Origin of the sequence: Microbulbifer donghaiensis, assembly GCF_900129095.1 — a bacterium.
In the GTDB taxonomy this organism is placed as follows: Bacteria; Pseudomonadota; Gammaproteobacteria; order Pseudomonadales; family Cellvibrionaceae; genus Microbulbifer; species Microbulbifer donghaiensis.
This window is the reverse complement of sequence record NZ_FQVA01000004.1, coordinates 137,054-157,792: the sequence shown is the minus strand read 5'-3', so window position 1 is coordinate 157,792 and position 20,739 is coordinate 137,054. Positions and strand designations below refer to the sequence as shown.

At 61.2% G+C, this 20,739-nt stretch carries 15 protein-coding genes; 4 read left to right on the top strand and 11 right to left on the bottom strand.

Annotation, left to right across the window (positions count from 1 at the left end; genetic code table 11):
- Positions 1-79 precede the first annotated feature (79 nt).
- Positions 80-916: a methylenetetrahydrofolate reductase [NAD(P)H] gene (gene metF / locus BUC36_RS14440; protein ID WP_073276393.1), complete on the top strand. Its 837-nt coding sequence runs from the start codon at positions 80-82 to the stop codon at positions 914-916.
- Between the two features lie 130 nt (positions 917-1,046).
- Here the strand turns inward: metF and BUC36_RS14435 are convergent, their stop codons facing one another.
- Positions 1,047-3,923, bottom strand: coding sequence for a TonB-dependent receptor plug domain-containing protein (locus tag BUC36_RS14435; protein ID WP_073276391.1), 2,877 nt, complete (start codon positions 3,921-3,923; stop codon positions 1,047-1,049).
- A 608-nt stretch (positions 3,924-4,531) separates the two neighbouring features.
- Here BUC36_RS14435 and BUC36_RS14430 point away from each other — a divergent pair.
- Positions 4,532-6,529 (top strand): OPT family oligopeptide transporter, encoded by a 1,998-nt coding sequence (locus BUC36_RS14430; protein WP_073276389.1) that lies wholly within the window; start codon positions 4,532-4,534, stop codon positions 6,527-6,529.
- Between the two features lie 38 nt (positions 6,530-6,567).
- Here BUC36_RS14430 and BUC36_RS14425 read toward each other — a convergent pair whose 3' ends face one another.
- From BUC36_RS14425 to BUC36_RS14410, 4 genes are all read right to left on the bottom strand, one after another.
- Entirely contained in the window at positions 6,568-7,818 is a 1,251-nt protein-coding gene (locus BUC36_RS14425; RefSeq protein ID WP_200797287.1) for an RNA polymerase sigma factor, read from the bottom strand.
- Between the two features lie 164 nt (positions 7,819-7,982).
- Positions 7,983-8,393, bottom strand: a complete 411-nt coding sequence (locus tag BUC36_RS14420; RefSeq protein ID WP_073276387.1) for a VOC family protein — start codon at positions 8,391-8,393, stop codon at positions 7,983-7,985.
- A 133-nt stretch (positions 8,394-8,526) separates the two neighbouring features.
- Positions 8,527-9,075 (bottom strand): YciI family protein, encoded by a 549-nt coding sequence (locus BUC36_RS19250; RefSeq protein ID WP_234995007.1) that lies wholly within the window; start codon positions 9,073-9,075, stop codon positions 8,527-8,529.
- Positions 9,076-9,239: 164 nt separating this feature from the next.
- Positions 9,240-9,815 (bottom strand): OmpA family protein, encoded by a 576-nt coding sequence (locus BUC36_RS14410; RefSeq protein WP_073276385.1) that lies wholly within the window; start codon positions 9,813-9,815, stop codon positions 9,240-9,242.
- A gap of 145 nt (positions 9,816-9,960) precedes the next feature.
- Here BUC36_RS14410 and BUC36_RS14405 point away from each other — a divergent pair, with 145 nt between their 5' ends.
- Positions 9,961-10,698 (top strand): hypothetical protein, encoded by a 738-nt coding sequence (locus BUC36_RS14405; RefSeq protein WP_073276383.1) that lies wholly within the window; start codon positions 9,961-9,963, stop codon positions 10,696-10,698.
- A 46-nt stretch (positions 10,699-10,744) separates the two neighbouring features.
- Here BUC36_RS14405 and BUC36_RS14400 read toward each other — a convergent pair whose 3' ends face one another.
- From BUC36_RS14400 to BUC36_RS14380, 5 genes are all read right to left on the bottom strand, one after another.
- The gene (locus BUC36_RS14400) at positions 10,745-11,392 is read right to left on the bottom strand and encodes an HAD family hydrolase (protein ID WP_073276381.1); all 648 of its coding nucleotides are present in this window, start codon (positions 11,390-11,392) and stop codon (positions 10,745-10,747) included.
- Between the two features lie 16 nt (positions 11,393-11,408).
- Positions 11,409-11,774: a hypothetical protein gene (locus BUC36_RS14395; RefSeq protein WP_073276379.1), complete on the bottom strand. Its 366-nt coding sequence runs from the start codon at positions 11,772-11,774 to the stop codon at positions 11,409-11,411.
- A gap of 186 nt (positions 11,775-11,960) precedes the next feature.
- A complete protein-coding gene (locus tag BUC36_RS14390) occupies positions 11,961-12,707 on the bottom strand; it encodes a 16S rRNA (uracil(1498)-N(3))-methyltransferase (protein ID WP_073276377.1) in 747 nt (248 codons plus the stop codon).
- A gap of 135 nt (positions 12,708-12,842) precedes the next feature.
- Complete coding sequence (locus BUC36_RS14385; protein ID WP_073276375.1) at positions 12,843-15,980, bottom strand: efflux RND transporter permease subunit; 3,138 nt, start codon at positions 15,978-15,980, stop codon at positions 12,843-12,845.
- 2 nt (positions 15,981-15,982) lie between these two features.
- The gene (locus BUC36_RS14380; RefSeq protein ID WP_073276609.1) at positions 15,983-17,248 is read right to left on the bottom strand and encodes an efflux RND transporter periplasmic adaptor subunit; all 1,266 of its coding nucleotides are present in this window, start codon (positions 17,246-17,248) and stop codon (positions 15,983-15,985) included.
- 292 nt (positions 17,249-17,540) lie between these two features.
- On the opposite strand from BUC36_RS14380, the gene BUC36_RS14375 reads away from it, so the two are divergent.
- Positions 17,541-19,892 (top strand): Tex family protein, encoded by a 2,352-nt coding sequence (locus tag BUC36_RS14375; RefSeq protein WP_073276373.1) that lies wholly within the window; start codon positions 17,541-17,543, stop codon positions 19,890-19,892.
- Between the two features lie 32 nt (positions 19,893-19,924).
- On the opposite strand, the gene BUC36_RS14370 is transcribed toward BUC36_RS14375, so the two are convergent.
- Positions 19,925-20,587 carry a pseudouridine synthase gene (locus tag BUC36_RS14370; RefSeq protein WP_073276371.1) on the bottom strand — a complete coding sequence of 221 codons (663 nt, stop codon included), beginning with the start codon at positions 20,585-20,587 and terminating at the stop codon, positions 19,925-19,927.
- Between the last annotated feature and the right edge of the window lie 152 nt (positions 20,588-20,739).

Sequence of the window (20,739 nt, the reverse complement as noted above, 5' to 3'; positions counted from 1 at the left end):
TGCGCCGGCATGACGAACTCTACGATCGTCATTCCGGCGAAAGCCAGAATCCAGAAACCCGGGGAATGGAAGTTACATCATGACCGACTCAATTCGTATCAGCTTTGAATTTTTCCCGCCCAAAACCCCCGAGGGTCGGGACAAACTGTACAAGACCCGCGAGGCGCTGCAGGAATTCCAGCCGGAATTCTTCTCCGTCACCTACGGCGCCGGCGGCACCACCCGCGATACCACGGCGAATATCGTTACCGGCCTGCGCCGCGATGGAATTTCCATAGCACCACACCTGTCTTTCGGCGGCGACAACGAGGAGATAATCCTCGATCTGCTGAACCAGTACCGGGACGCCGGTGTCGATCGTATCGTCGCCCTGCGCGGCGACATGCCGTCCGGTATGGGCGCAGTGGCACAGCTGGTGTATGCGAATGAGCTGGTTGCTTTTATCCGCCGCCACACCGGCGATCAATTCCACTTGGAAGTGGCCGCCTATCCGGAAATACACCCGGAGGCAGAGAGCTACGACGACGACATCCGCTACCTGAAAGGAAAATTCGAGGCCGGCGCCAACAGCGCGCTGACCCAGTATTTCTTCAACCCGGATGCGTATTTTTACTTTATTGATCAGTGCGAAAAGGCCGGCATCGACGCGCCCATTTACCCGGGCATCATGCCGATCATCAATTTCGCCAACTTGGCTCGCTTCTCGCGCAACTGCGGTGCGGAGATTCCGCGCTGGCTGCGCCATCGGATGGAGAGCTACCAGAATCCCGAAGATATCAAGAAGCTAGGGCTTGAGGTGGTTACGGATCTTTGCGAGACGCTGCTAGAGGGTGGTGCACCAGGGCTGCATTTCTATACGATGAACCAGGTGGAGCCCAACACCACTATTCTGCAAAACCTGGGAATCGGTAATTAGTCCTGTGCTTGGAGAGACAGTCCCTCAAACGATGACAGACTGAAAAAAATATCTCTCTCATTTCAAAAAAAGCCGCATCCAGGATGCGGCTTCTTCGTATGGGAGCCACAGGGGCTCCCGCTCTGAAGGCTTAGAAGGTGTAATTGGCTCCCAAGTAGAAGGACCTTCCCAGCGTATCGTAGATACCGGAGTCTTCACCTGTGCCGGTCTGGTGGGCCGGGGGTTCCCGGTCCTCGATATTGTTGATACCGCCGTAGACCTCCAGGCTTTCCTGGAACAGGTAGCTGGTACGCAAGCTGTTGTAGCGCACTTTGCCGGTATTGCTGATAGCTACACTTTCCGGCCGCTCATCGTCCAGCTCGTAAAGTGCCATATCATCCAGGAACTGATGGCGCCAGTTCACCGCCAGATTGCCGAGACGGTAGGTCACGTTCAGGTTATAGGCATCGATTGGATCACCCATCTCACCATCTTCGCGGTCGGCGCTGTCCGGCTCGTTCTGGAAGGAGTAGTCGTCACGCTCCAGCAGCCGGGTACCCTGCAGGGCGAAGGTAACGCCGCCCAGGTCGGATTTGAACAGGTCAGCCAGATCCATTTCGTAGCGCACTTCGTAGTCGACGCCGCGGGCGGTGAGCTTGGAGGCGTTCAGCGCCTGGCTAGTCAGGGAGACCAGGTCGCCGTTGGCACCGCGCACGATGTTGCCGCAGAACTGGTTGTCGATGGAGGACGCGTCAACACACTTGTCCAGAACGGTCTGGCCGTCGTAATAGGAGATCGCATCTTCGATTTCCATGTCCCAGTAATCTACGGTCACGGTCAGACCCTCGGCAAAGCGCGGGGTGAAGACGAGGCCGTAGGTAAAGGTCTGTGCGGTCTCTTCCTTCAGATCGACGTTGCCGCCGCTAAATCCGGGCAGGGTCGACCCCTCGTTCCACGGGGACTGGTAGTCGGCGCCGAGGCCCAGTGCGGCGCAGTTGGACGCGCGCTGGGCGGGATCGGGCGCGTAGGCCAGCTCGTCGGCATCACAGGGGTCATCGATATTGAAGAAGTTCTGCCCCAGGGGCGCGAACAGCTCGTCGATGTTCGGTGCGCGCACGGCTTCAGAAGCGGTTGCGCGGAAGCGCACGTCGTCTGTGATGGTCCAGTCCACGCCGGTTTTCCAGGCACCGGTGCTGCCGACGGTGGAGTAGTCGGACGCGCGGTAGGCGGCATCGAACACCAGGCTCTGGATACCGGGCAGGTTGGCCAGCAGCGGCGCGGACAACTCAACATAAGCTTCACTGACATCGTACTCGCCGTCAGTTGCCGCCAGCGCGTTCATGAAGGTCTCTTCATTCTTGATGATTTCATCGTAGTCGACCGCGCTGGTCTCCTCGCGATACTCGACGCCTGCAGCCACGGACAGCGGTCCTGCAGGCAGCTCGACAACGTCGCCACCGATAAAGGCTGATGCCACCAGCTGGGTCATTTCTTCATCCGAGCCGGTATTGTCCAGCATCACCCAGTCGATAGCTTCCTGAGAGCTGAGGCCGTATCCGAAGATGTTCAGCGGCAGACAGCCGTTGTCACGGGCCTCCGCATCCCGGCAGACGATCTGTCCGTCGAGTTCGACGGCGTCGATGGCCTGGGCGAAACGCTCTTCGTGACGGTTGTTGATATAGGTAATGTCGGCGCTGTACTCGCCGTATACCAGACTCGCCTCGTAATTCCAGTTGCCGCCGATATCGCCCTTCAGGCCGAGCACATAGCGCTGGGTCTCGCGCTCGGTCAGGTCGCCGCGGTAACCCAGGTCGGAGTTCATGCGATACACCACCGGCAGCATGCCGTTGGCCAATAGATCTTCGGCGACCGCCTTGGCTTCAGCATCCAGGAAGGGGTTGTCTGGAGCTACGACATCCAGGCCGAAGCTCGCCTGGCCCCAGCTTTCCGCTTCGTGCGCAACGTACTTAGCCTCACCGAACAGCTGCATGGAATCCGAAATGTCGTAGTGGCCCTTCAGGAACAGGTTGCTGGTCTCCATGCGCGGGTACATCTGGTACTGGCCGATCCACCGGTAGCCGTCACCGCCGGCGCAGCGCAGGGTAGCGTCACAATCGCCGAAAACTGAGGGGCGGGAACTACCATCGGGGTCGAATGTGTGAAATACCGGTACCAGACCCGAGGCGCCGTAGCCATGAAGCACACCGGTGTCGCTCAGAATCGGCGCGGTATAGTTTTCGACCCAGATGCGGTCGGCAATGCCGTCCTCGGGACCAGTGTTTTCGGGGTTGCGTATGGTGCCCCAGCCTCTTTTGATCCACTCGCGGTCGGTACCGTAGACGTCGTCGCGGCTGGTGTGCGCGATGCTGCCGGCGATGTTGGCGCGGCCGTCAAACAGATTCTGACCGAAAGTCACAGAGAGCTCGGTGGTCTCGGCGCCACCGTTTTCGGTGTCGCTGCCCAAGGCGCTGATCTTCACGCCCTCGAAGTCGTCCATCATGATGAAGTTGACTACACCGGTCACCGCGTCGGCACCGTAAATGGCGGAAGCGCCGCCGGTGATCACATCGACGCGCTCAACCAGGTCTTCCGGGATGGTGTTCACGTCCACCGCAGCGGTGCCGATGGAGGAAGAAATATGGCGGCGGCCGTCCTGCAATACCAGGGTGCGGGCGGTGCCCAGACCGCGCAGGTCCAGCAGGTTCAGGCCCACTGTGCCGATAAAGCGGCCGGAATTGTTGCCGGAGTAAGTGGAACGCAGTGCCGGCAGATCGTTGAGGAAGTCGCCCAGATTGGGCTCGCCGCTCAGGCTGATATCTTCAGCAGTCAGGGACGTAACCGGTGTAGGACTGACGGCGCCCGGGCGGGAGATACGCGACCCGGTAACGACAACCTCTTCCAGCGACTGCGGATCGTTGACTGCGGAATCGGTGTTTTCTTCAACACTTTGTGCGAAAGCGCTTGAAGCACCGGCGGTCGCGAAGATAATCGCCGCACTAAGAAAGTTCCTTTTGAACTTCAGCTCCATGTAACCCTCCAAGGATTATTATTTTTTACCTGTTTTGATTCATGCCCTACAGGTACGTTTCCTTACCGCCCATTTCCCTATAGAGCGATTCGATAATAACGAGAACTAAGTTGTCACTCGAGCACTTGCGGGAAAATCTTGAAAATTGAAAGAACCATCTTTTTTTGGATGTATTTCACGCCAAACCAATTACATTTGTTACGAATCTTTGAATTATTTGTCGCAACTTTATTATCGAGACGAAATTCAAAATGCTTTTTGATAGCGGACTTATAAAAGTCATTCGCCAACCCTCACCTACTAAACAAAAATATTCGACTAATCAGCCGATATCTGAGAAAAAATTAGCGATAGATCTGAGCCATAAACGGAACTTTATTAAAATTAATTCGAATACTTTATTTCTTATGGCAAGCCTCACCTGAAACAGCAGAACACAAGCCGAAGAAAGCTGGATATAAAAAATGGCCTGTAAATACTTCCGATATCAGCTCGCCCAATTGAAGATAAACCACTAATTCTGCGCTGTTGTTGCGCGCACCCCCTACAGATAAAACTCAATACGATTTGCTATAAGTGAAAACACAATAAACCGTGCGAGACCGCACATGGCCGATCAACCTCTTGTCCCACCAGAGCGCAATCTTCGCGAGCTTACCGTCAAGGCCCTGATCCTGGGCGCCCTTCTTTCTGCTGTGCTCGCCGCCGCCAACGCCTATATCGGCCTACTTGTAGGCCTCACCGTTTCCGCGTCCATTCCCGCGGCGGCCACCTCGATGGGAATCCTGCGCCTGTTTCGGCGCTCCACCATCCTGGAAAACAATATGGTGCAGACCGCCGCTTCCGCCGGTGAGTCGCTGGCCGCGGGTATCATCTTCACGTTGCCGGCGCTGGTGATGATGCACGCCTGGAGCGGCTATCACTGGGGCACCATGACGGTGATCGGCATACTCGGCGGTCTGCTCGGCGTGGCGTTCACGATACCGCTGCGCCGCGCCCTGATCGTCGAGACCGACCTCGCCTTTCCCGAAGGCCAGGCCACCGCGCAGGTGCTGAAGACCGGTGGCATCGAGACCGACAAGGATCACCCGGAGTACCGTCCCGACGCCGAAGCCAAGCGCGGATTCAGGATGCTGCTGCAGGCCGCGGCTATCGGCGGCACCATCAAGTTGCTGGAGTCCGGCATCGGCCTGCTCGCCGGCGGTATCGCCGCAACGAAAAGTTTTCTCGGCGGCCGCTGGCTGTTTACCGGTGATATCACCCTGAGCCCGGCACTGCTCGGTGTGGGCTATATCGTCGGCCTGAATGTGGCCTGCCTGGTTTTTATGGGCGGCGTTATCGGCACCCTGATCGGCGTACCGATCAACTGGCTTGTGAATGGCGACGAGCTGATGCGGCTCGCCGGTGTCAGTGGCAGCATGGCCGACTGGAGCGCACAGGATTGGGAAAGCCTGGCCGGCGCCTCCTGGCAGCAGTGCCGGCGTATCGGTGTCGGCGCGATGATGGTCGGCGGCGTCTGGTCGCTGATCTCACTGGCGCGACCGCTGGTGGACGGGGTCAAGGCCTCACTGCACGCACACCACGTGTCCAAGACGGCAGAGGGGCGTGCGCTGCGCACCGAGCACGACATGCCCATCCCCTATGTGAGCCTGCTGGTGCTGCTGTCGATCGTGCCGCTGTACCTGGTTTTTCTCTATGCCCTCGACGGCTACCCGGCGAAGTTCTCGATCGCCGCGGTGATGTCGCTGCTGATGATAGTGCTGGGGTTTATGTTTGCGTCGGTGGCCGGTTATATGGCCGGCCTCGTCGGCTCGAGCAATAACCCCATCAGCGGCGTCACCATCGCCACGGTCATCGTTTCCGCACTGATCCTATTGCAGCTGATGGGCAATGAAGGGATGGCGGCCAAGCTCGGCCCCATCGCCGTGATGTACCTGGCCGGTATGATCTGCTCGGCGGCGGCCATCGCCGGCGACAATATGCAGGACCTGAAGTGCGGCCATATTCTCGGCGCCACCCCCTGGCGCCAGCAGATATTTCAGATTGTCGGTGTCGTCGCCGCCGCCGGCGCCATCCCCCTGGTGCTGAGCGTGCTCGATCGCGGCTACGGCATCGGCCGGGTCAGCCCGCTCAATCCCGAGGCCACACCACTGTCTGCCCCGCAGGCGAGCCTGATGCGCGATCTTTCCACCGGCATTTTCGGCGCCGGTATCGAGTGGGCCTATATTTTCATCGGCTTTGCGCTGGCGGTGGTGTTGATCGTTCTGGATCAGGTCCAAAAGAATCGCGGCTCCAGTTTCCGCTTTCCTGTTCTCGCGGTGGCGGTGGGTGTCTATCTGCCTCTCGGCCTGTCGGTGCCTATTTTTCTTGGCGGATTGCTGGCCCACTGGCAGCGGAAAAAAAGTGGCGGTGTAGAGAGTGAAGGCAAGGGTCTGCTGCTGGCTTCCGGCCTGATTACCGGCGAGGCGCTGATGGGCGTGCTGGTCGCTATTCTGGCAGTCACCCTGCCAGGGAAGATTCCGTTCCTGCGTGATCTGGCCGCTGCCCCCTGGCTCGGACTGGCCGGGCTGCTGTTTGCCTACTGGTATCTGGCCAGGAAAAGCTGAAGCCGGCCCGGCGTGACACAAGGTCCTGAACCATAGGCTCAGCTCGTCAGCTCCTGTAGCCGCCGCTGCAGAAACTGCCGTTCCGCTGCCTGGCGAGTGAGAGACAGGGCTTTTTCATAGGCAGCGATCGCCTGCTTGCACATACCGAGGCGCCGATACAGGTCCGCGTGGGCGGCATGCGCCAGGTGGTAATCTTCCAGCTCGCCGCGCGCGAGCAATGCCTCTATCAGGGCCAGCCCCGCCTCGGGGCCATCGCGCATGGATACCGCCACCGCCCGGTTCAGCTCCACCACCGGAGATGGCGCCAGGCGCAGCAGTACATCGTAGAGGCCGACGATCTCCCGCCAGTCCGTCTCCTCGGCACGCCCGGCTTCGGCATGCACCGCGGCGATCGCCGCCTGCAGGCTGTAGGGGCCGAAGTCCCGGCTGCGCAGCGCCCGCTGCACCAGCTCGACGCCTTCGGCGATCATCTGCCTGTCCCACAGACTGCGGTCCTGCTGTTCCAGCAACACCAGTGCACCGGCGTCATCCGTGCGCGCCCTGCGCCGGGACTCATTCAACAGCATCAGCGCCAGCAGTCCCTGCACCTCCGCATCCGGCAACAGCTGGTTGAGCTGACGCCCCAGGCGGATGGCCTCGCCGCTGAGATCGGCGCGGGTCAGGCTCTCACCGCTGGAGGCTGAGTAGCCTTCATTGAACACCAGGTAAATGACCCGCAGCACGCCATCCAGCCGCTCAGGCAGGTCGCGTCGCGCCGGAATCTGGTAGGGGATAGCGGCGCTGCGAATTTTGTTCTTGGCGCGGACGATGCGCTGGGCGAGGGTGGCGGGCGAACTGATAAACGCGCGGGCAATTTCCTCCGTCGTAAGTCCGCAGACCTCCCGCAGGGTCAGCGCCACCCGGGCATCCATAGACAGGGCCGGGTGGCAGCAAGTGAAAATCAAGCGCAGATGGTCATCACCCACCCGGTCTTCCGCCCAGTCGGCAGGATCGCCACTTGTCGACTCGAGTTGCTGCGCCATTTCCTCGGTGAGCGGATCCTGGCGCGACTGGCGGCGCAGGCGGTCTATGGCCTTGAAACGCCCGGCGGATACCAGCCAGGCGCGCGGGTTATCCGGCATTCCCTCGTCCGGCCACTGCTTCAGTGCCGCGGCAAAGGCATCCTGCAGGGCCTCCTCGGCCAGCTCGAAATCCCCCAGCAGACGAATCAAAGTGGCCAGTACCCGACGCGATTCCACGCGATAGATTTCGTCCAGTTTACGCTGCACCAGGCCAACTTCTGGTGACATCCGCTGCCCGCCTTATTTCCCTGAAAAACAGGGCAGCTATTCAAGCACCGAAAGTCGGTAAAAAACAGCGATTAATCGGCAATCCACGGACAGGAAGCGGATGGCGCGGCCGGCACAATCCGAAGAAATTCCACTACCGCGCCTTGGCCGCTACTTTCGCAACGCTATTGTCCCGGCTTGTCACAATTCACCATCCAGGGAATACCGAAGCGGTCGGTAAACACCGCAAATCGCTGCGCCCAGAAAGTCTCTGTCAACGGCATAGTGACCTCGCCGCCCTCGGACAGAGCCCTGTAGATACGCTCAGCGTCCTCGGGTGTATCCACGCCGATGGAGATGTTAAAACCCTGCGCAGGCTGGAAATTCTTCGGCGCGTCGGAGGCCATAAAGATCTGGTTACCGACTTTCAGTTGCGCGTGCATCACCTGATCGCCGACCTCGGCGGGCATGCCAGCCTCTTCAGGCGCCTCGGCGAAGGTCGAAAGCACGATAATCTCGCCGCCGAGTACCCGGGCGTAAAACTCGAAAGCCTCTTTGCAGTTACCGTTGAAATTCAGGTAAGGGAAAAAGTTCATGGATATGCATCCTCATTGAGTGGTTATGCCTTTTTGTAGGAGCCCGCTTGCAGGCGAATTGCCGTTCTGGGTGGGCGCGGGAATATTCGCCTGCAAGCGGGCTCCTACACACTGAATTTGAGATTGGGAGCTGTTAAACCTGCAGTTCACGCACCGGGCGCACTTCCACGCTGCCAACACGGGCGGCGGGAATACCGGCGGCGATCTCCAAAGCCTCATCGAGATTTTGCGCATCCAGCAGATAGAACCCCGCCAACTGCTCCTTGGTTTCGGCAAAGGGCCCATCGGTGATGGTCATCTTGCCGCCGCGCAGACGCACGGTGGTGGCGCTGCTCACCGGCTCCAGCGCTTCGGCAGCCAGCATGCGGCCGCTGCCGGCGACCGACTCGGCGTAGGCCTGGCACTCCGAATCTTCCGGGCTGTCCGGCAGGGAGTGCAGTTTTTCTTCTTCGCTGTATACAAGGCATAAATATTTCATGCTGATCTCACTGTTAATGAATTTTTCATGTTCTATGCGCCACAGGACGGCGGCACTCCTGTTGTCCAATAACGACTCCGCCCGGCGAATGGCCAGATTCAAGTCGCGCGCGCGGATGAATGTCGCCTGGGCCAGCGGCAGGCCAGGCTCGCTGCTGCGTCGCCGGTCTGTCGGTCGTTGATATACCAGGCACAGATATTTCACCACAGCCCCTTCGCGGCGAACTCATCATGGATTAGTCGTGGTAGGACATACCATTTCGACAGCGTTAAAAAATTATTTTTCGCTGCGCAAGCGGCTGCCCCGTGCCCAGCCGCCAGCAGATAAAAGTGTTGGAAAAAGGGGAATTGCGCCGATGATGACGGCAATTAACGCGACGAGGGCACAGCCGCGGACTGGCGATCGAAATTCAGGATACGTATTACCAGGCGGCGGTTCTGCTGCTGCCCGGCGGCGGTGCTGTTATCGGCGATGGGGTCCGTATCGCCAAACCCATGGGCCTGCACCCTGTCCGCGGCTATACCGCGCTCGAGCAGGAAGCGCCGCACCCAGTCAGCCCGCCACTGGGAAAGTTTCAGATTTTTTTCGCTGTCACCTTCATTGTCGGTGTGGCCTTCAACGGCAACACGCAGCGCCGGGAAATCGCGCATGATTACCAGCAGCGCCTCCAGATCGGCGATGGTGTCCATCAGTGGCGCAAAACCGCCGGGTTCGAATTCCAGCCGCAGGGCAAAAACATCGCCACCTTCGCGGGGGGCACCGCGTAGATAACGGACCAGGTCGTCGGCAAAAGGCGCAGCCCTGCGGGCGACCTGCTCACTCTCACCGGCCTGTACCTCGGCGAGTGGATCCAGTGTGTACTTTTTATGGGGATCGTAGCAGCCACCAATGGCCAATGTGGCCAACAGGGGAAAACAGTAAACGGACGAGCGTATCCTCGCCATGAGCGGACTCCGGATTTGCTGGCGTCAGAATCATTGTAGTGTAACTGGCGCCATTGCCACCCTGTGCTACCGGAGCCGGACGGCGGACACTAGCATTCAGCGTCTGTAAGTATCGGCTGAACGGAGTTATTCACGCTTGAACTTCATGTTGCGAACCACATACTGCCTGACCCTGGCGCTGCTCCTGGGTATACAGGCAGCCAGCGCCCAGCAACTGGTGACGGTGAGTCCAGGTCAAATTCGTGTGGACGGTGAAAGAGGGGTGCGCCAGACCCTGACCTGGCGTGTCGCCAGCCGCGGCGGCGCCGGCTCCGTTCGGGCCGAGTTCGTCAATCTGGACAACAACCGGGTATTGGAAACCAGGGCCGTACCACTGGAAGTCAGTGGCAATTCCGGCACCGTCAGTGAGCAGTTGACGATTTCCACTGCCCAGGCGCGTCGCTGGTACGGTGCCGGTGTACGCCGACTCGGCTATCGACGCACCTTCAGTGGTGCCGCCGGCAGCCTGTCCAACCGCGTCGCCATCGACCTGCGCTTCAGTGCGCGCCTCGCCTCACTCAACGCTTCGCCGGCACAGCAGACGCTGACGGGGAATTCCCGCCAGATGATGCTGAAGTGGGACTTTCGGAGCAGCGGTCTTGGCGAAGTGCGCGCCGTCTCGGACAGCGGCTACTTCCTGCGCGGCGACCAGGTGGTGTACACCGTCGAGCAGTCGCTGATCAGCGATGGCCAGCAGCGCATCACCGAAGTGGTGCAACTGCCACCGGGGTTGGTGGCGAGACTACTCGCGGATGGCATAGAGCAGCTGCAATACAGCCGCACCTTTACCGATGAGAAAAAACGGCAGCGCAGCGCTTCCGTCACGGTGAACCTGCGGCGTTAGGAAACCGCTGAAAACCAGAAGTCTCGCGGATCCATTCAGAGATTCCCTAAAGAAATTCCAGCACCGCCATCAGGTCGCCGACCACCCGCGCACCGGCATTTTCCAGCTGCGGCGCGCGTACCGGGTGGGCGCTGTAACCGACCACCGGCATGCCGGCGGCGACCGCCGCCTTCACGCCGGCGATGGAATCCTCCACCACCAGACAGTGTTGCGGCTCCACGCCCATCGACTGCGCAGCGTGCAGGAACAGGTCGGGCCAGGGCTTGCCGCGCGGCACATCGTCGGCACTGAAAATACGGCCGTCGAAATAATCGTAGAGTCCGGTCTTGTTCAGGGTCAGGCGCATTTTTTCATGGGACCCAGAGGAGGCCACGCAGCTGCGCAGATTGACCTGCAGCAGATGGTCGAGCAGGTCCTCGATACCGGCCACCGGTTCCAGTTCAGCGTGAAATGCCTCGCGAATGCGCCGCTCGGTATTGCCGAAATAGTGATCCGGCAGCGGGCCGCCGAAGCGGGTCTCGATTTCCAGCAGGCAGTCCCGGGCCGGGCGGCCGCTGAACTGTTCGTCCAGCTCCTCGGCCGTGGTTTCCATACCGAGCTTGTTCATCTCTTCGGCGAGGATGCGGCAGACGATACTCTCGCTGTCCACGAGCACGCCGTCGCAGTCGAAAATTACCAGTTCAGTGGCAAACATTGGTGCGGGACTCTCCTTAACTTGCCGAGAGCAGCATCAGACCCAACAGTACGCCGATGGCGCCACTGATCCGCAGGAAAGTTTCGTTGCCCTCTGAAATTTTTATGGCCAGCGCCTTGCTGCGCTCAAACCCGATATGCAGCATATAGGCACCGGCCAGCACCACCAGCACACCGAGCGCATTGAACAGCACATTCCAGGCCCGCGTGTCGGCGATCAACAGAAGAATCAGGCCGATGACAATACGCGCCCAGGCGGAAACCGCATAGCCGGTTTCATTCAGACGCTCGCTGATCGATCGCGCCAGCTGTGGCTGCACGATGATAGCGAGGGACAGGACAACAATTGTCAGCCCCAGTACCCACAAAATCAGTTTAACCATCGTTCTCTCCCTGAGTGGTTTACATTGCGGCACAAGGATGTGCCGCCGCTGGCCACGGGCCAGCGCGAGTCCGCAAAATGCAGTCGATTCCACGCATCTGCGCCAGCATTTTGCGGGCGGCAATCAAACAGGACACGGCGAGCTGTTTAATTACCAGATTGATAGCTACAAGAATAATCCGATCGGTTACAGATCGCCCCACTGGAACTGCAGTACGGACAGCGCCGCCACCGGCGCCGTCTCGGTGCGCAATACGCGCGGACCGAGTCGCAGCGGCATAAACCCCCGCGCCAGCGCCGCGTCGATTTCCACCTGTGACAGGCCGCCCTCCGGCCCCACCAGCAACAGCGCCGATTCCGGCTTGCCCCGTTCCGCTTCCAGCTGGCGCAGGTCCAGCTCGGTGCGGTGGTGCAGCACCAGCCTTACATCGAATTCACTGTCCTTACCCGGACCTTGCAGATACTGCGCCAGCTTCAGCGGTTCGGCAATGGCCGGCAGTATATTGCGCTCGCACTGTTCGCAGGCGCTGGCGGCAATCTGGCGCCAGTGACCGAGCTTTTTCTGCAGGCGTTCGCCGCTCAGCTTGACCTCGCAGCGCTCGGTAAACAGCGGTTGAATGGCGGACACCCCCAGTTCGGTGGCTTTCTGCACTACCCAGTCGAAGCGCTCGCCGCGGGAGATGCCGATCGCCAGTGTCAGTGCCAGCGGCGACTGGCGATTGTCCGCGGAAAACTCGTTCAGACGCACCCGCGCCTTCTTGCCGGTTTCGATCATCTCCGCACTGTATTCGCCGCCGCTGCCATCAAACAGCACCACCGGACGGCCGACGCCGAGGCGCAGCACCTTCACCAGGTGGCGTGAGGCCGCCTCCTCCAGTTCCAGTTCAGTCTGTCCGGCCAGAGATTCGGGGGAATAAATACGCGGAATGCGCATGAGCAGACTCTTCCTGTGAGGCAGATATGAAAAAGCCGACACAGAGTCGGCATTTCGCTGGCGAATAGTTTAGGCGTTGAGTGCGCCCCTTCGCAACGCTCCCCTTTTCGTCAACGGCAAAGGGGAGCGGCGGGATCAGACATTCTCGAGGGAAGCCGGCAGCTCCTCGCCGCGGCCGCGCTTGCGCTGCACTTTCAGGCGCAGCACCTCGATGACCTTGTACAGGTTCGGCACCAGGACCAACGTCACCGCGGTGGCGCAGAGAACACCGAAGGCGAGGCTGACTACCATCGGGATCAGGAACTGTGCCTGAATGGAGCGCTCGAACATGATCGGCACCAGCCCCACGAAGGTAGTGATCGACGTCAGGATGATCGGGCGGAAGCGGTCGCGACCGGCCTGCACCACCGCATCCATAATCGCCATACCCTCGGCGCGCAGCTGGTTGATACGATCCATCAGTACCAGGTTGTCGTTCACCACCACGCCCGCGGCGGCGAGGAAGCCGAGCATGGACATGATGCTGATGTCGTAACCCAACAGCAGGTGGCCCAGAATCGCGCCGAAGAAACCGAAGGGCACCGCAGTCAGGATCAGCAGCGGCTGCGAATAGGAGCGGAAGGCGATCGCCAGCAGTGCGTAGATCGTAAACAGCGACAGCACGAAGAAGGCCAGAATCGCCGAGCTGAACTCTTCCTCCTCCTGCATTTCACCGGCGGTCTTCAGGCTGAAGCCGCTGAACTGCTTCTCCCACTTGGGCACGTCCTTTTCCCGCATCTGCTGCAGTATCTCGTGGGCCGAGGCCGCCCCCGGGGTCAGTTCCGCGGTAATACGCACCGTGCGCTCGCGATCATTGCGGCGGATGGTGGTATAGCCGGGCACGTAAACCGCTTCGGCCACCGCACTGAACGGGATCTCGCCGTTGCCGGTGCGAATGCGAATGCGGTCGATCTGCTCTTCGCTGGCGCGCTCTTCTTGCGGATAGCGCACCATTACGCGGACGTCCTCGCGGCCGCGGGGAATGCGCTGCACTTCCTCGCCGTAGAAACCCTGGCGCACCTGCTTGGCGACGTCGGCGAGGCCGATACCCATATTGGTGGCGTGGGGTTTCAACTGGATCTCGATATCCCGGCGCGCGCTGATCAAGTTGTCGCGCACGTCATAGACACCGGCGTAATTGTTCAGCGCGGCTTTCACCGCATCGGCGGCCCTGCGCAGCTCGTCCATGTCACCGGAGGAGGTGCTCAGGTTCAGGGACATGCCGGCACCACCGTCATTGAGCGTGTGGTGAATACGCATCTCCTCGACGCTGGCGGGTAGTTCGCCCACATATTCGCGCCAGCGCAGTGCCAGCGCTTCGGAAGTCACGTCGCGCTGCTCGCCTTCGGCCAGCTGCAGCAGCACGGTGACATTGCCGCGCCACAGGAACGCCATGGTGTTCTCGACAAACGGCTTGCCGCCATTCAACGCCAGCATTTCGGGATCGTCGCCGACTTTGACGGCGGCGCGCTCGAACTGCTCCATGACCCGCTTGGTTTCCTCGAAGGATTCGCCCGGCGCCATGGTGGTGCGCAGTTGCAGCAGGTCCGAGGGCACCGACGGGGAGAAGGCGGAGCCGATATAGCCGCCGCCGAACACGGCGAAGGACAGCAGCAGCGCCATCAGGAAGGCCATCACCGTCGTGCGGCTATTGCTCAGTGACTTCTCCAGCAGCGGCATATAGTACTTGTCACAGGCGACCTTCATGCCGCCGGCAAACTTCGCGCGCAGCTTCTGCAGCTGGAGCCCCAGGCCAGACGTGGCCTGCCGCTCCGGCTTCAGGTTCACCAGGTGCGCCGGCAGGATCAGCAGTGATTCGATCAGGGAGAAAGACAGCGCCAGCAGCACCACCACCGGCAGCGACAGCATCATCTGCGACGTGTAGCCCGGCAAGAACAGCATCGGCACGAAGAACACCATGGTGGAAACCACGGCAAAGATCACCGGTGCGGAGACCTGTTTCACGCCCGCTTCGGCGGCGGCCAGCCCGGTCACACCGCGGTCGTGGGCGGCGTGCACCGCTTCCCCGACGATAATCGCATCGTCGACCACGATCCCCAGGATCATCAGGAAGGCGAACAGCGACAGCATGTTCAGCGTCACGCCGGTAACCGGCAGCAGCCAGAAGGCGCCCATAAATGCGGTGGCGATGCCCACGGTAACCCAGACGGCCAGCGCCGGGCGCAGGAACAGCATCAACAGGATGAACACCATCGCCAGGCCGCCGATGGCATTCCCCAGCAGCATGCTCATACGACCTTCATAGGCATCGGAGAAATCGAACCAGATCTCGAACTGCATGCCCGGCGGCAGCTGTTCGCGGGCCTCCGCCATAAACGCCTTGATCGCATCCGCGGTCGCGACCACGTCCAGCGGTTCACCCTGCATCACGCGCAGGTTCATTGCCGGCTTGCCGTTGAAGCGGATCACCGAGCCCTCTTCCTCGAAGCCGTCCTCGATATCCGCCACCTCGCCCAGCAGCAGCTGGGTGCCGTCGGCGCGGCTGATCAACGGAATACGGGCGAAGTCATCGGCGGTATAGGCCTGGCCGCGGGTCTGCACCTGGATGTCGCCGCGATCGGAACGCACCATGCCGGCGGGCAGATCCAGGGAGGAGCGGCGCACCGCATTGGAAACGTCGTCGAAACTCAGGTTGTAGCGGCGCAAATCCAGCTCGGAAACCTCGATCGACACCTCGTCGGCGCGCTCACCCCAGACGTCCACCCGGCGCACACCGGGCAGCAGCATCATCTTGTCGCGCAGGTCCATCGCCGTATCTTTGAGCACATGCGGGGAGACGGGACCGCCGATGGCGATCATCATGATCTCCTGCTCCCACTCCTGCAGCGCGACAACCGGGCGCTCGATATCGGAGGGGAAGGTGTTGACACTGTCCACCTGCACCTTGATGTCGTTCAGCAGGCGCAGCTCGTCGTAGCCGTCCACCGCCTTGACTTCCACGGTGCTGTGGCTGCGGCGGGACCAGGAGTTCACCTCCTTGATACCCTTCACCTCGGAAATGGCCTGCTCCACCCGCTGGGTGACCTGCTGCTCCACTTCCGCCGGGCCGGCGCCCGGGTAGCTGATATCGACGCGCACGATGCCCGGGTTGATCGCCGGGAACACCTCGCGACCGATATGGCTGATACCAAACACGCCGCCGATGATGATCATGATCATCAGCAGGTTGGCGGCCTTACTGTTGCGTACGAACCATCCGATGATGCCCTGCATGATCAGCGCGCTCCCTGTACAGCGCCGGCGGCCGCATCGAGGTCACCGCCGCTGGCGGTATCGGCAACGGCATCGCCAGCCGCCGTGGACTCGCTCTCATCGCCGAGCAGCATGCCCGTGGGCTTTTCATTCAGGGGGTTGGCGGTGATCACCATGCCCTCGCGGGAATAGCCGAGGCTGGATACAATCACGCGCTCACCCGGGGCGATATCGCCGCGCACCCAGACATCCTCTTCCACCGCCTGCAGCAGCTGCACGTTCTTGAACACCAGCTTGTTTTCCGCGTCCAGCACCAGCAGGTGATCGCCCTCGTGCAGGGCCTGGCGCGGCAGGCGGGTAATGTTGTCGAAGGTCTTGCCGGCGATATCCGCCTCGACAAACAGACCGTTCACCAGCGGCGCCTCACCCTGGTAGGGGTTCTGCACCTGGGCCACCGCGTAGACGAAGCGACTGTTCGGATCGATGCTGGCTTCGGTGCGCACTATGGTGCCGCGCCACTCGCGCTGCTGGCCGGCAATACGCGCACTCAGGCGCACCGCGGGACCATTCTCGATCGACTGCCCCAGGGGCAGATCCACCAGGGCCAGCTGGCGATCGGTCAACGGCAGGCGCACTTCGGCAATGCCGGTGCTGTGAATTTTCGCCAGGCGAGTGCCGGGAGTAACGTACTGCCCCAGATCGACCAGGGTCTCCACCACGCGGCCGGCGAACGGCGCCTTCACCCGGGTGCGCTCCAGGTCCAATTTGGCCTGATCGCGGTCGGCGCGCGCCGCGGCCACGGCGGCCTCGGCGGCGGACAGCTGTGGCTTGCGCAGGAAAAGTGCGTTGGCAGCATCGGAACCCAGATCGCGCCACTCGCGCTTGGCCTGCTTGGCGCGGCCCTGCTCCTGGGCCAGGGTAGACAGGGCATTGGCCAGCTGCGCTTCCGCGCGGGTCAGCTGGTGGGCGTAATCCGCGGACTCGATCTGCACCAGTGATGCACCGGAATCGAAGAAGCCGCCGGGCACGAAGGCGTCGTTGACCTGCTCGATCACACCGCCGACGCGGGCCACCACTTCGATCTCGTGGCGCGCGTGCACAGTGCCCTGGCTCGGTACCAGCAGGGTCTTGCGGCCCGGCTCGGCGTAGAGAACATCGGCCACCGGCGGCACCGCCGCCTCTGCAACTTTTTCCTCAGGTTTGGGGGCAAGGCCCAACGTCAAACCAATGACAGCGACACCTGCGAGAATAACAATCCCGAGGATCTTGTTCTTCTTGGAAATTTTCACGGACACCCTCTATCCAATATCAACCCGAGTTGATCAAAATTTGACTAGTTGCGCATTCTACTGGAGTTCGACGACGAAAGATGCCGTTTTAGATGCAGACCACCGCACAGGGTTGCGCGTTAACCGCAAACCTTTCTCGTCGCGGCCACGTGACGCATAATGCCCGCCCGAATTTGTCGTCTCCGGAGTGACCGCTGGCCCGACCGGCGCCACGGAAACCGGCGAGTCAGCCCTCGACTGATCGCCACGCCGAGACGTAAAAAGCCTCCCGCAGAACGGATGTAAAAATAAGATGTTGGATATCAACGTTCGAATTGCCGAAGAACTCAATGTACGCCCGCAACAGGTAGCCGCCGCCGTGGCACTACTGGACGAGGGCGCGACGGTGCCGTTTATCTCCCGCTACCGGAAGGAGGTCACCGGCGCCCTGGATGACACCCAGCTGCGCAACCTGGAAGAGCGCCTGCGCTACCTGCGCGAACTGGAAGAGCGCCGCGCCACCATCCTCAAGAGCATCGACGAGCAGGGCAAACTTACGCCGGAGCTGGCGCAGCAGATCAATGCCGCCGACACCAAGAACCGCCTCGAAGACCTCTACCTGCCCTACAAACCCAAGCGCCGCACCAAGGGCCAGATCGCCATCGAAGCCGGCCTCGAACCGCTGGCCGATGCGCTGTTCAACGATCCGTCGCTGAACCCGGAGGAAGAGGCGCAGCAATACCTGAACACCGACAACGAGGACGCCGCCCTGCATGTGAAAGACATCAAGGCCGCTCTCGACGGTGCCAAATTTATCCTGATGGAGCGTTTCGCCGAGGATGCCGAACTGCTCGGCAAGCTGCGGGATTTCCTCAAGCGCGACGGCCAGGTGAAGTCCAAACTGCTGGACGGCAAGGAAGAGGAAGGGGCCAAGTTCCGCGATTACTTCGAGTACGCGGAAGACTGGTCCAAGGTGCCGTCCCACCGCGCGCTGGCGATCTTCCGCGGCCGCAACGAGGGCATTCTGGCAATCAGTATTGGCCTCGACGACGATGAAGAGCGCCCCGCTACCGCCGGCCACCCCTGTGAGACCATGATCGCCAGGCATGTCGGCGTCGAAGACCAGGGCCGCCCGGCGGACAAATGGCTGGGCGAGGTAGTGCGCTGGACCTGGCGCATCAAGCTGCTGACCAGCCTCGAAACCGACCTGATGGGCGAGCTGCGCGAGAAGGCGGAAGAGGAGGCGATCAAGGTCTTCTCCCGCAACCTGAAAGACCTGCTGCTGGCGGCACCCGCCGGTCACAAGGCCACCATCGGCCTGGACCCGGGTCTGCGCACCGGGGTCAAGGTGGCCGTCGTCGATGCCACCGGCAAGATGCTGGATCACACCGCCATCTTCCCCAACCCACCGCAGAACCGCATCCAGGAATCCGCCGCGGTGATCGCCGCCCTGTGCACCAAATACGATGTCGGCCTGATTGCGATCGGCAACGGCACCGCCAGCCGCGAGACCGACAAGTTCGTCGGCGAGACCCTCAAGCACTACAAGCTGCCGGCGCAGAAGGTGATGGTGAACGAGGCAGGCGCCTCCGTGTACTCCGCCTCCGAATTTGCCGCGCGGGAATTCCCGGACCTGGACGTGACCATCCGCGGCGCCATCTCCATTGCGCGCCGCCTGCAGGATCCGCTCGCCGAACTGGTGAAGATCGAACCGAAATCCATCGGTGTCGGTCAGTACCAGCACGACGTGTCCCAGACCCAGCTGGCGCGCTCCCTCGACGCCGTGGTGGAAGACTGTGTGAACGGCGTTGGCGCCGAACTGAACTCCGCCTCCGCGCCGCTGCTCTCGCGGGTTTCCGGTCTGACCGCGTCCATCGCCGCCAATATCGTCAGCTATCGCGACCAGCACGGCGCCTTCAAGAACCGCGAGCAGCTGAAGGAAGTACCGCGCCTCGGTCCCAAGGCGTTCGAACAGGCAGCCGGCTTCCTGCGCATCAACAGCGGTGAAAACCCGCTGGACAAGTCCGGCGTGCACCCGGAATCCTACGTGGTGGTGAAACGCATCGCCGAGAAGAACGGTCGCGAGATCAACAGCCTGATCGGCGACTCCGCCTTCCTGCGCAGGCTGAACCCGGCGGACTACACCGACGAGAAATTCGGTGTGCCGACGGTCACCGACATCATCGCCGAACTGGAAAAACCCGGCCGCGACCCGCGCCCGGAATTCCGCACCGCGAAGTTCGAAGAGGGTGTCGAAGAAATCAAAGACCTGCGCCCGGCCATGGTGCTCGAGGGCACCGTCACCAACGTCACCAACTTCGGCGCCTTTGTCGATATCGGCGTGCACCAGGACGGCCTGGTGCATATCTCCGCGCTGTCGGAGAAGTTCGTCAAGGATCCGCACGAAGTGGTCAAGGCCGGTGACATCGTCAAGGTCAAGGTCATGGAAGTGGACGTGGCGCGCAAGCGCATCGGCCTGTCCATGCGCATGTCCGATGAGCCCGGCGAACAGGGCAGCGGCGGCGTCAAGAAGGGCGACCACCGCGAGAGCCGCCAGGCGCAGAGGCACAACAACCGCAACCGCCAGCAACAGGGCGGCCAGGGCAATGGCCGCGGCAGCATGGGTGACCTGCTCGCCGCGGCGATGAATAAAAACAAGAAGTAACAATAAAAAGGGCGATCAACAGATCGCCCTTTTTATTGGAACCATTCCCGCTCGGGTTTGCTGGAGAAGTGCAGCCACTCCCCGGTTTCAGGATGCGCGAGCGCCAGCTCCGTCGCGTGCAGCAGCAGCCGCGGTGCGGCCGCCAGTGCCTGCGGGTGCGCGTAGAAGGGATCGCCCAGAATCGGGTGGCCGATCGCCTGCAGGTGTACGCGCAGCTGGTGTGAGCGGCCGGTCACCGGCTTCAGCCTGATCAGGCTGCAGCCGTCAGTCGCCGAGATTTTTTCCCAGCGCGTCAGTGACGGCTTGCCCACCTCGAAATCCACCTTCTGGCGGGGCCGGTTCGGCCAGTCGCATATCAGCGGCAAATCGATCTCTCCCGTATCGTCCCCCGGCTCTCCCCACACTTTCGCGCAGTAGATTTTTTCCACCTGCCGGTTCTGGAACAAGGTGCTCAGTTTCCGGTGCACCTCGGGGCTGCGCGCCATGATCACCAGCCCTGAAGTATCCATATCGAGCCGGTGCACGATCAGTGCATCCGGAAAGCGTTCCTGCGCGCGGCTGGCGAGGCTGTCGCGATGGGCCGGATCACGGCCGGGCACGCTGAGCAGGCCGCTGGGCTTGTCCAGCACCAGCAGCGCATCATCGCTGTAGACGACCGAAAGAAACGGCTCTGTTGGCGGACAGTACTCGCGCAACTCAACTCTCCAATAACTATGTACATTACCGCTAGCCGCCCCCGGGTTGTGGCAGCTGACCGACAGGGCTGCCAGCTCCCTTCCAGGAAGCGCCAGGAAATAGGTGGGCATTTGACCGGAAGGTGTCGATGACCGCAAGCACAGCGGCGATA

What these genes read in the sequence shown, in the direction of transcription:
- metF (WP_073276393.1), top strand. Translation starts at nt 80, where the DNA reads ATGACCGACTCAATTCGTATCAGCTTTGAATTTTTCCCGCCCAAAACC.
- BUC36_RS14435 (WP_073276391.1), bottom strand. Translation starts at nt 3,923, where the DNA reads ATGGAGCTGAAGTTCAAAAGGAACTTTCTTAGTGCGGCGATTATCTTC.
- BUC36_RS14430 (WP_073276389.1), top strand. Translation starts at nt 4,532, where the DNA reads ATGGCCGATCAACCTCTTGTCCCACCAGAGCGCAATCTTCGCGAGCTT.
- BUC36_RS14425 (WP_200797287.1), bottom strand. Translation starts at nt 7,818, where the DNA reads ATGTCACCAGAAGTTGGCCTGGTGCAGCGTAAACTGGACGAAATCTAT.
- BUC36_RS14420 (WP_073276387.1), bottom strand. Translation starts at nt 8,393, where the DNA reads ATGAACTTTTTCCCTTACCTGAATTTCAACGGTAACTGCAAAGAGGCT.
- BUC36_RS14410 (WP_073276385.1), bottom strand. Translation starts at nt 9,815, where the DNA reads ATGGCGAGGATACGCTCGTCCGTTTACTGTTTTCCCCTGTTGGCCACA.
- BUC36_RS14405 (WP_073276383.1), top strand. Translation starts at nt 9,961, where the DNA reads ATGTTGCGAACCACATACTGCCTGACCCTGGCGCTGCTCCTGGGTATA.
- BUC36_RS14400 (WP_073276381.1), bottom strand. Translation starts at nt 11,392, where the DNA reads ATGTTTGCCACTGAACTGGTAATTTTCGACTGCGACGGCGTGCTCGTG.
- BUC36_RS14395 (WP_073276379.1), bottom strand. Translation starts at nt 11,774, where the DNA reads ATGGTTAAACTGATTTTGTGGGTACTGGGGCTGACAATTGTTGTCCTG.
- BUC36_RS14390 (WP_073276377.1), bottom strand. Translation starts at nt 12,707, where the DNA reads ATGCGCATTCCGCGTATTTATTCCCCCGAATCTCTGGCCGGACAGACT.
- BUC36_RS14385 (WP_073276375.1), bottom strand. Translation starts at nt 15,980, where the DNA reads ATGCAGGGCATCATCGGATGGTTCGTACGCAACAGTAAGGCCGCCAAC.
- BUC36_RS14375 (WP_073276373.1), top strand. Translation starts at nt 17,541, where the DNA reads ATGTTGGATATCAACGTTCGAATTGCCGAAGAACTCAATGTACGCCCG.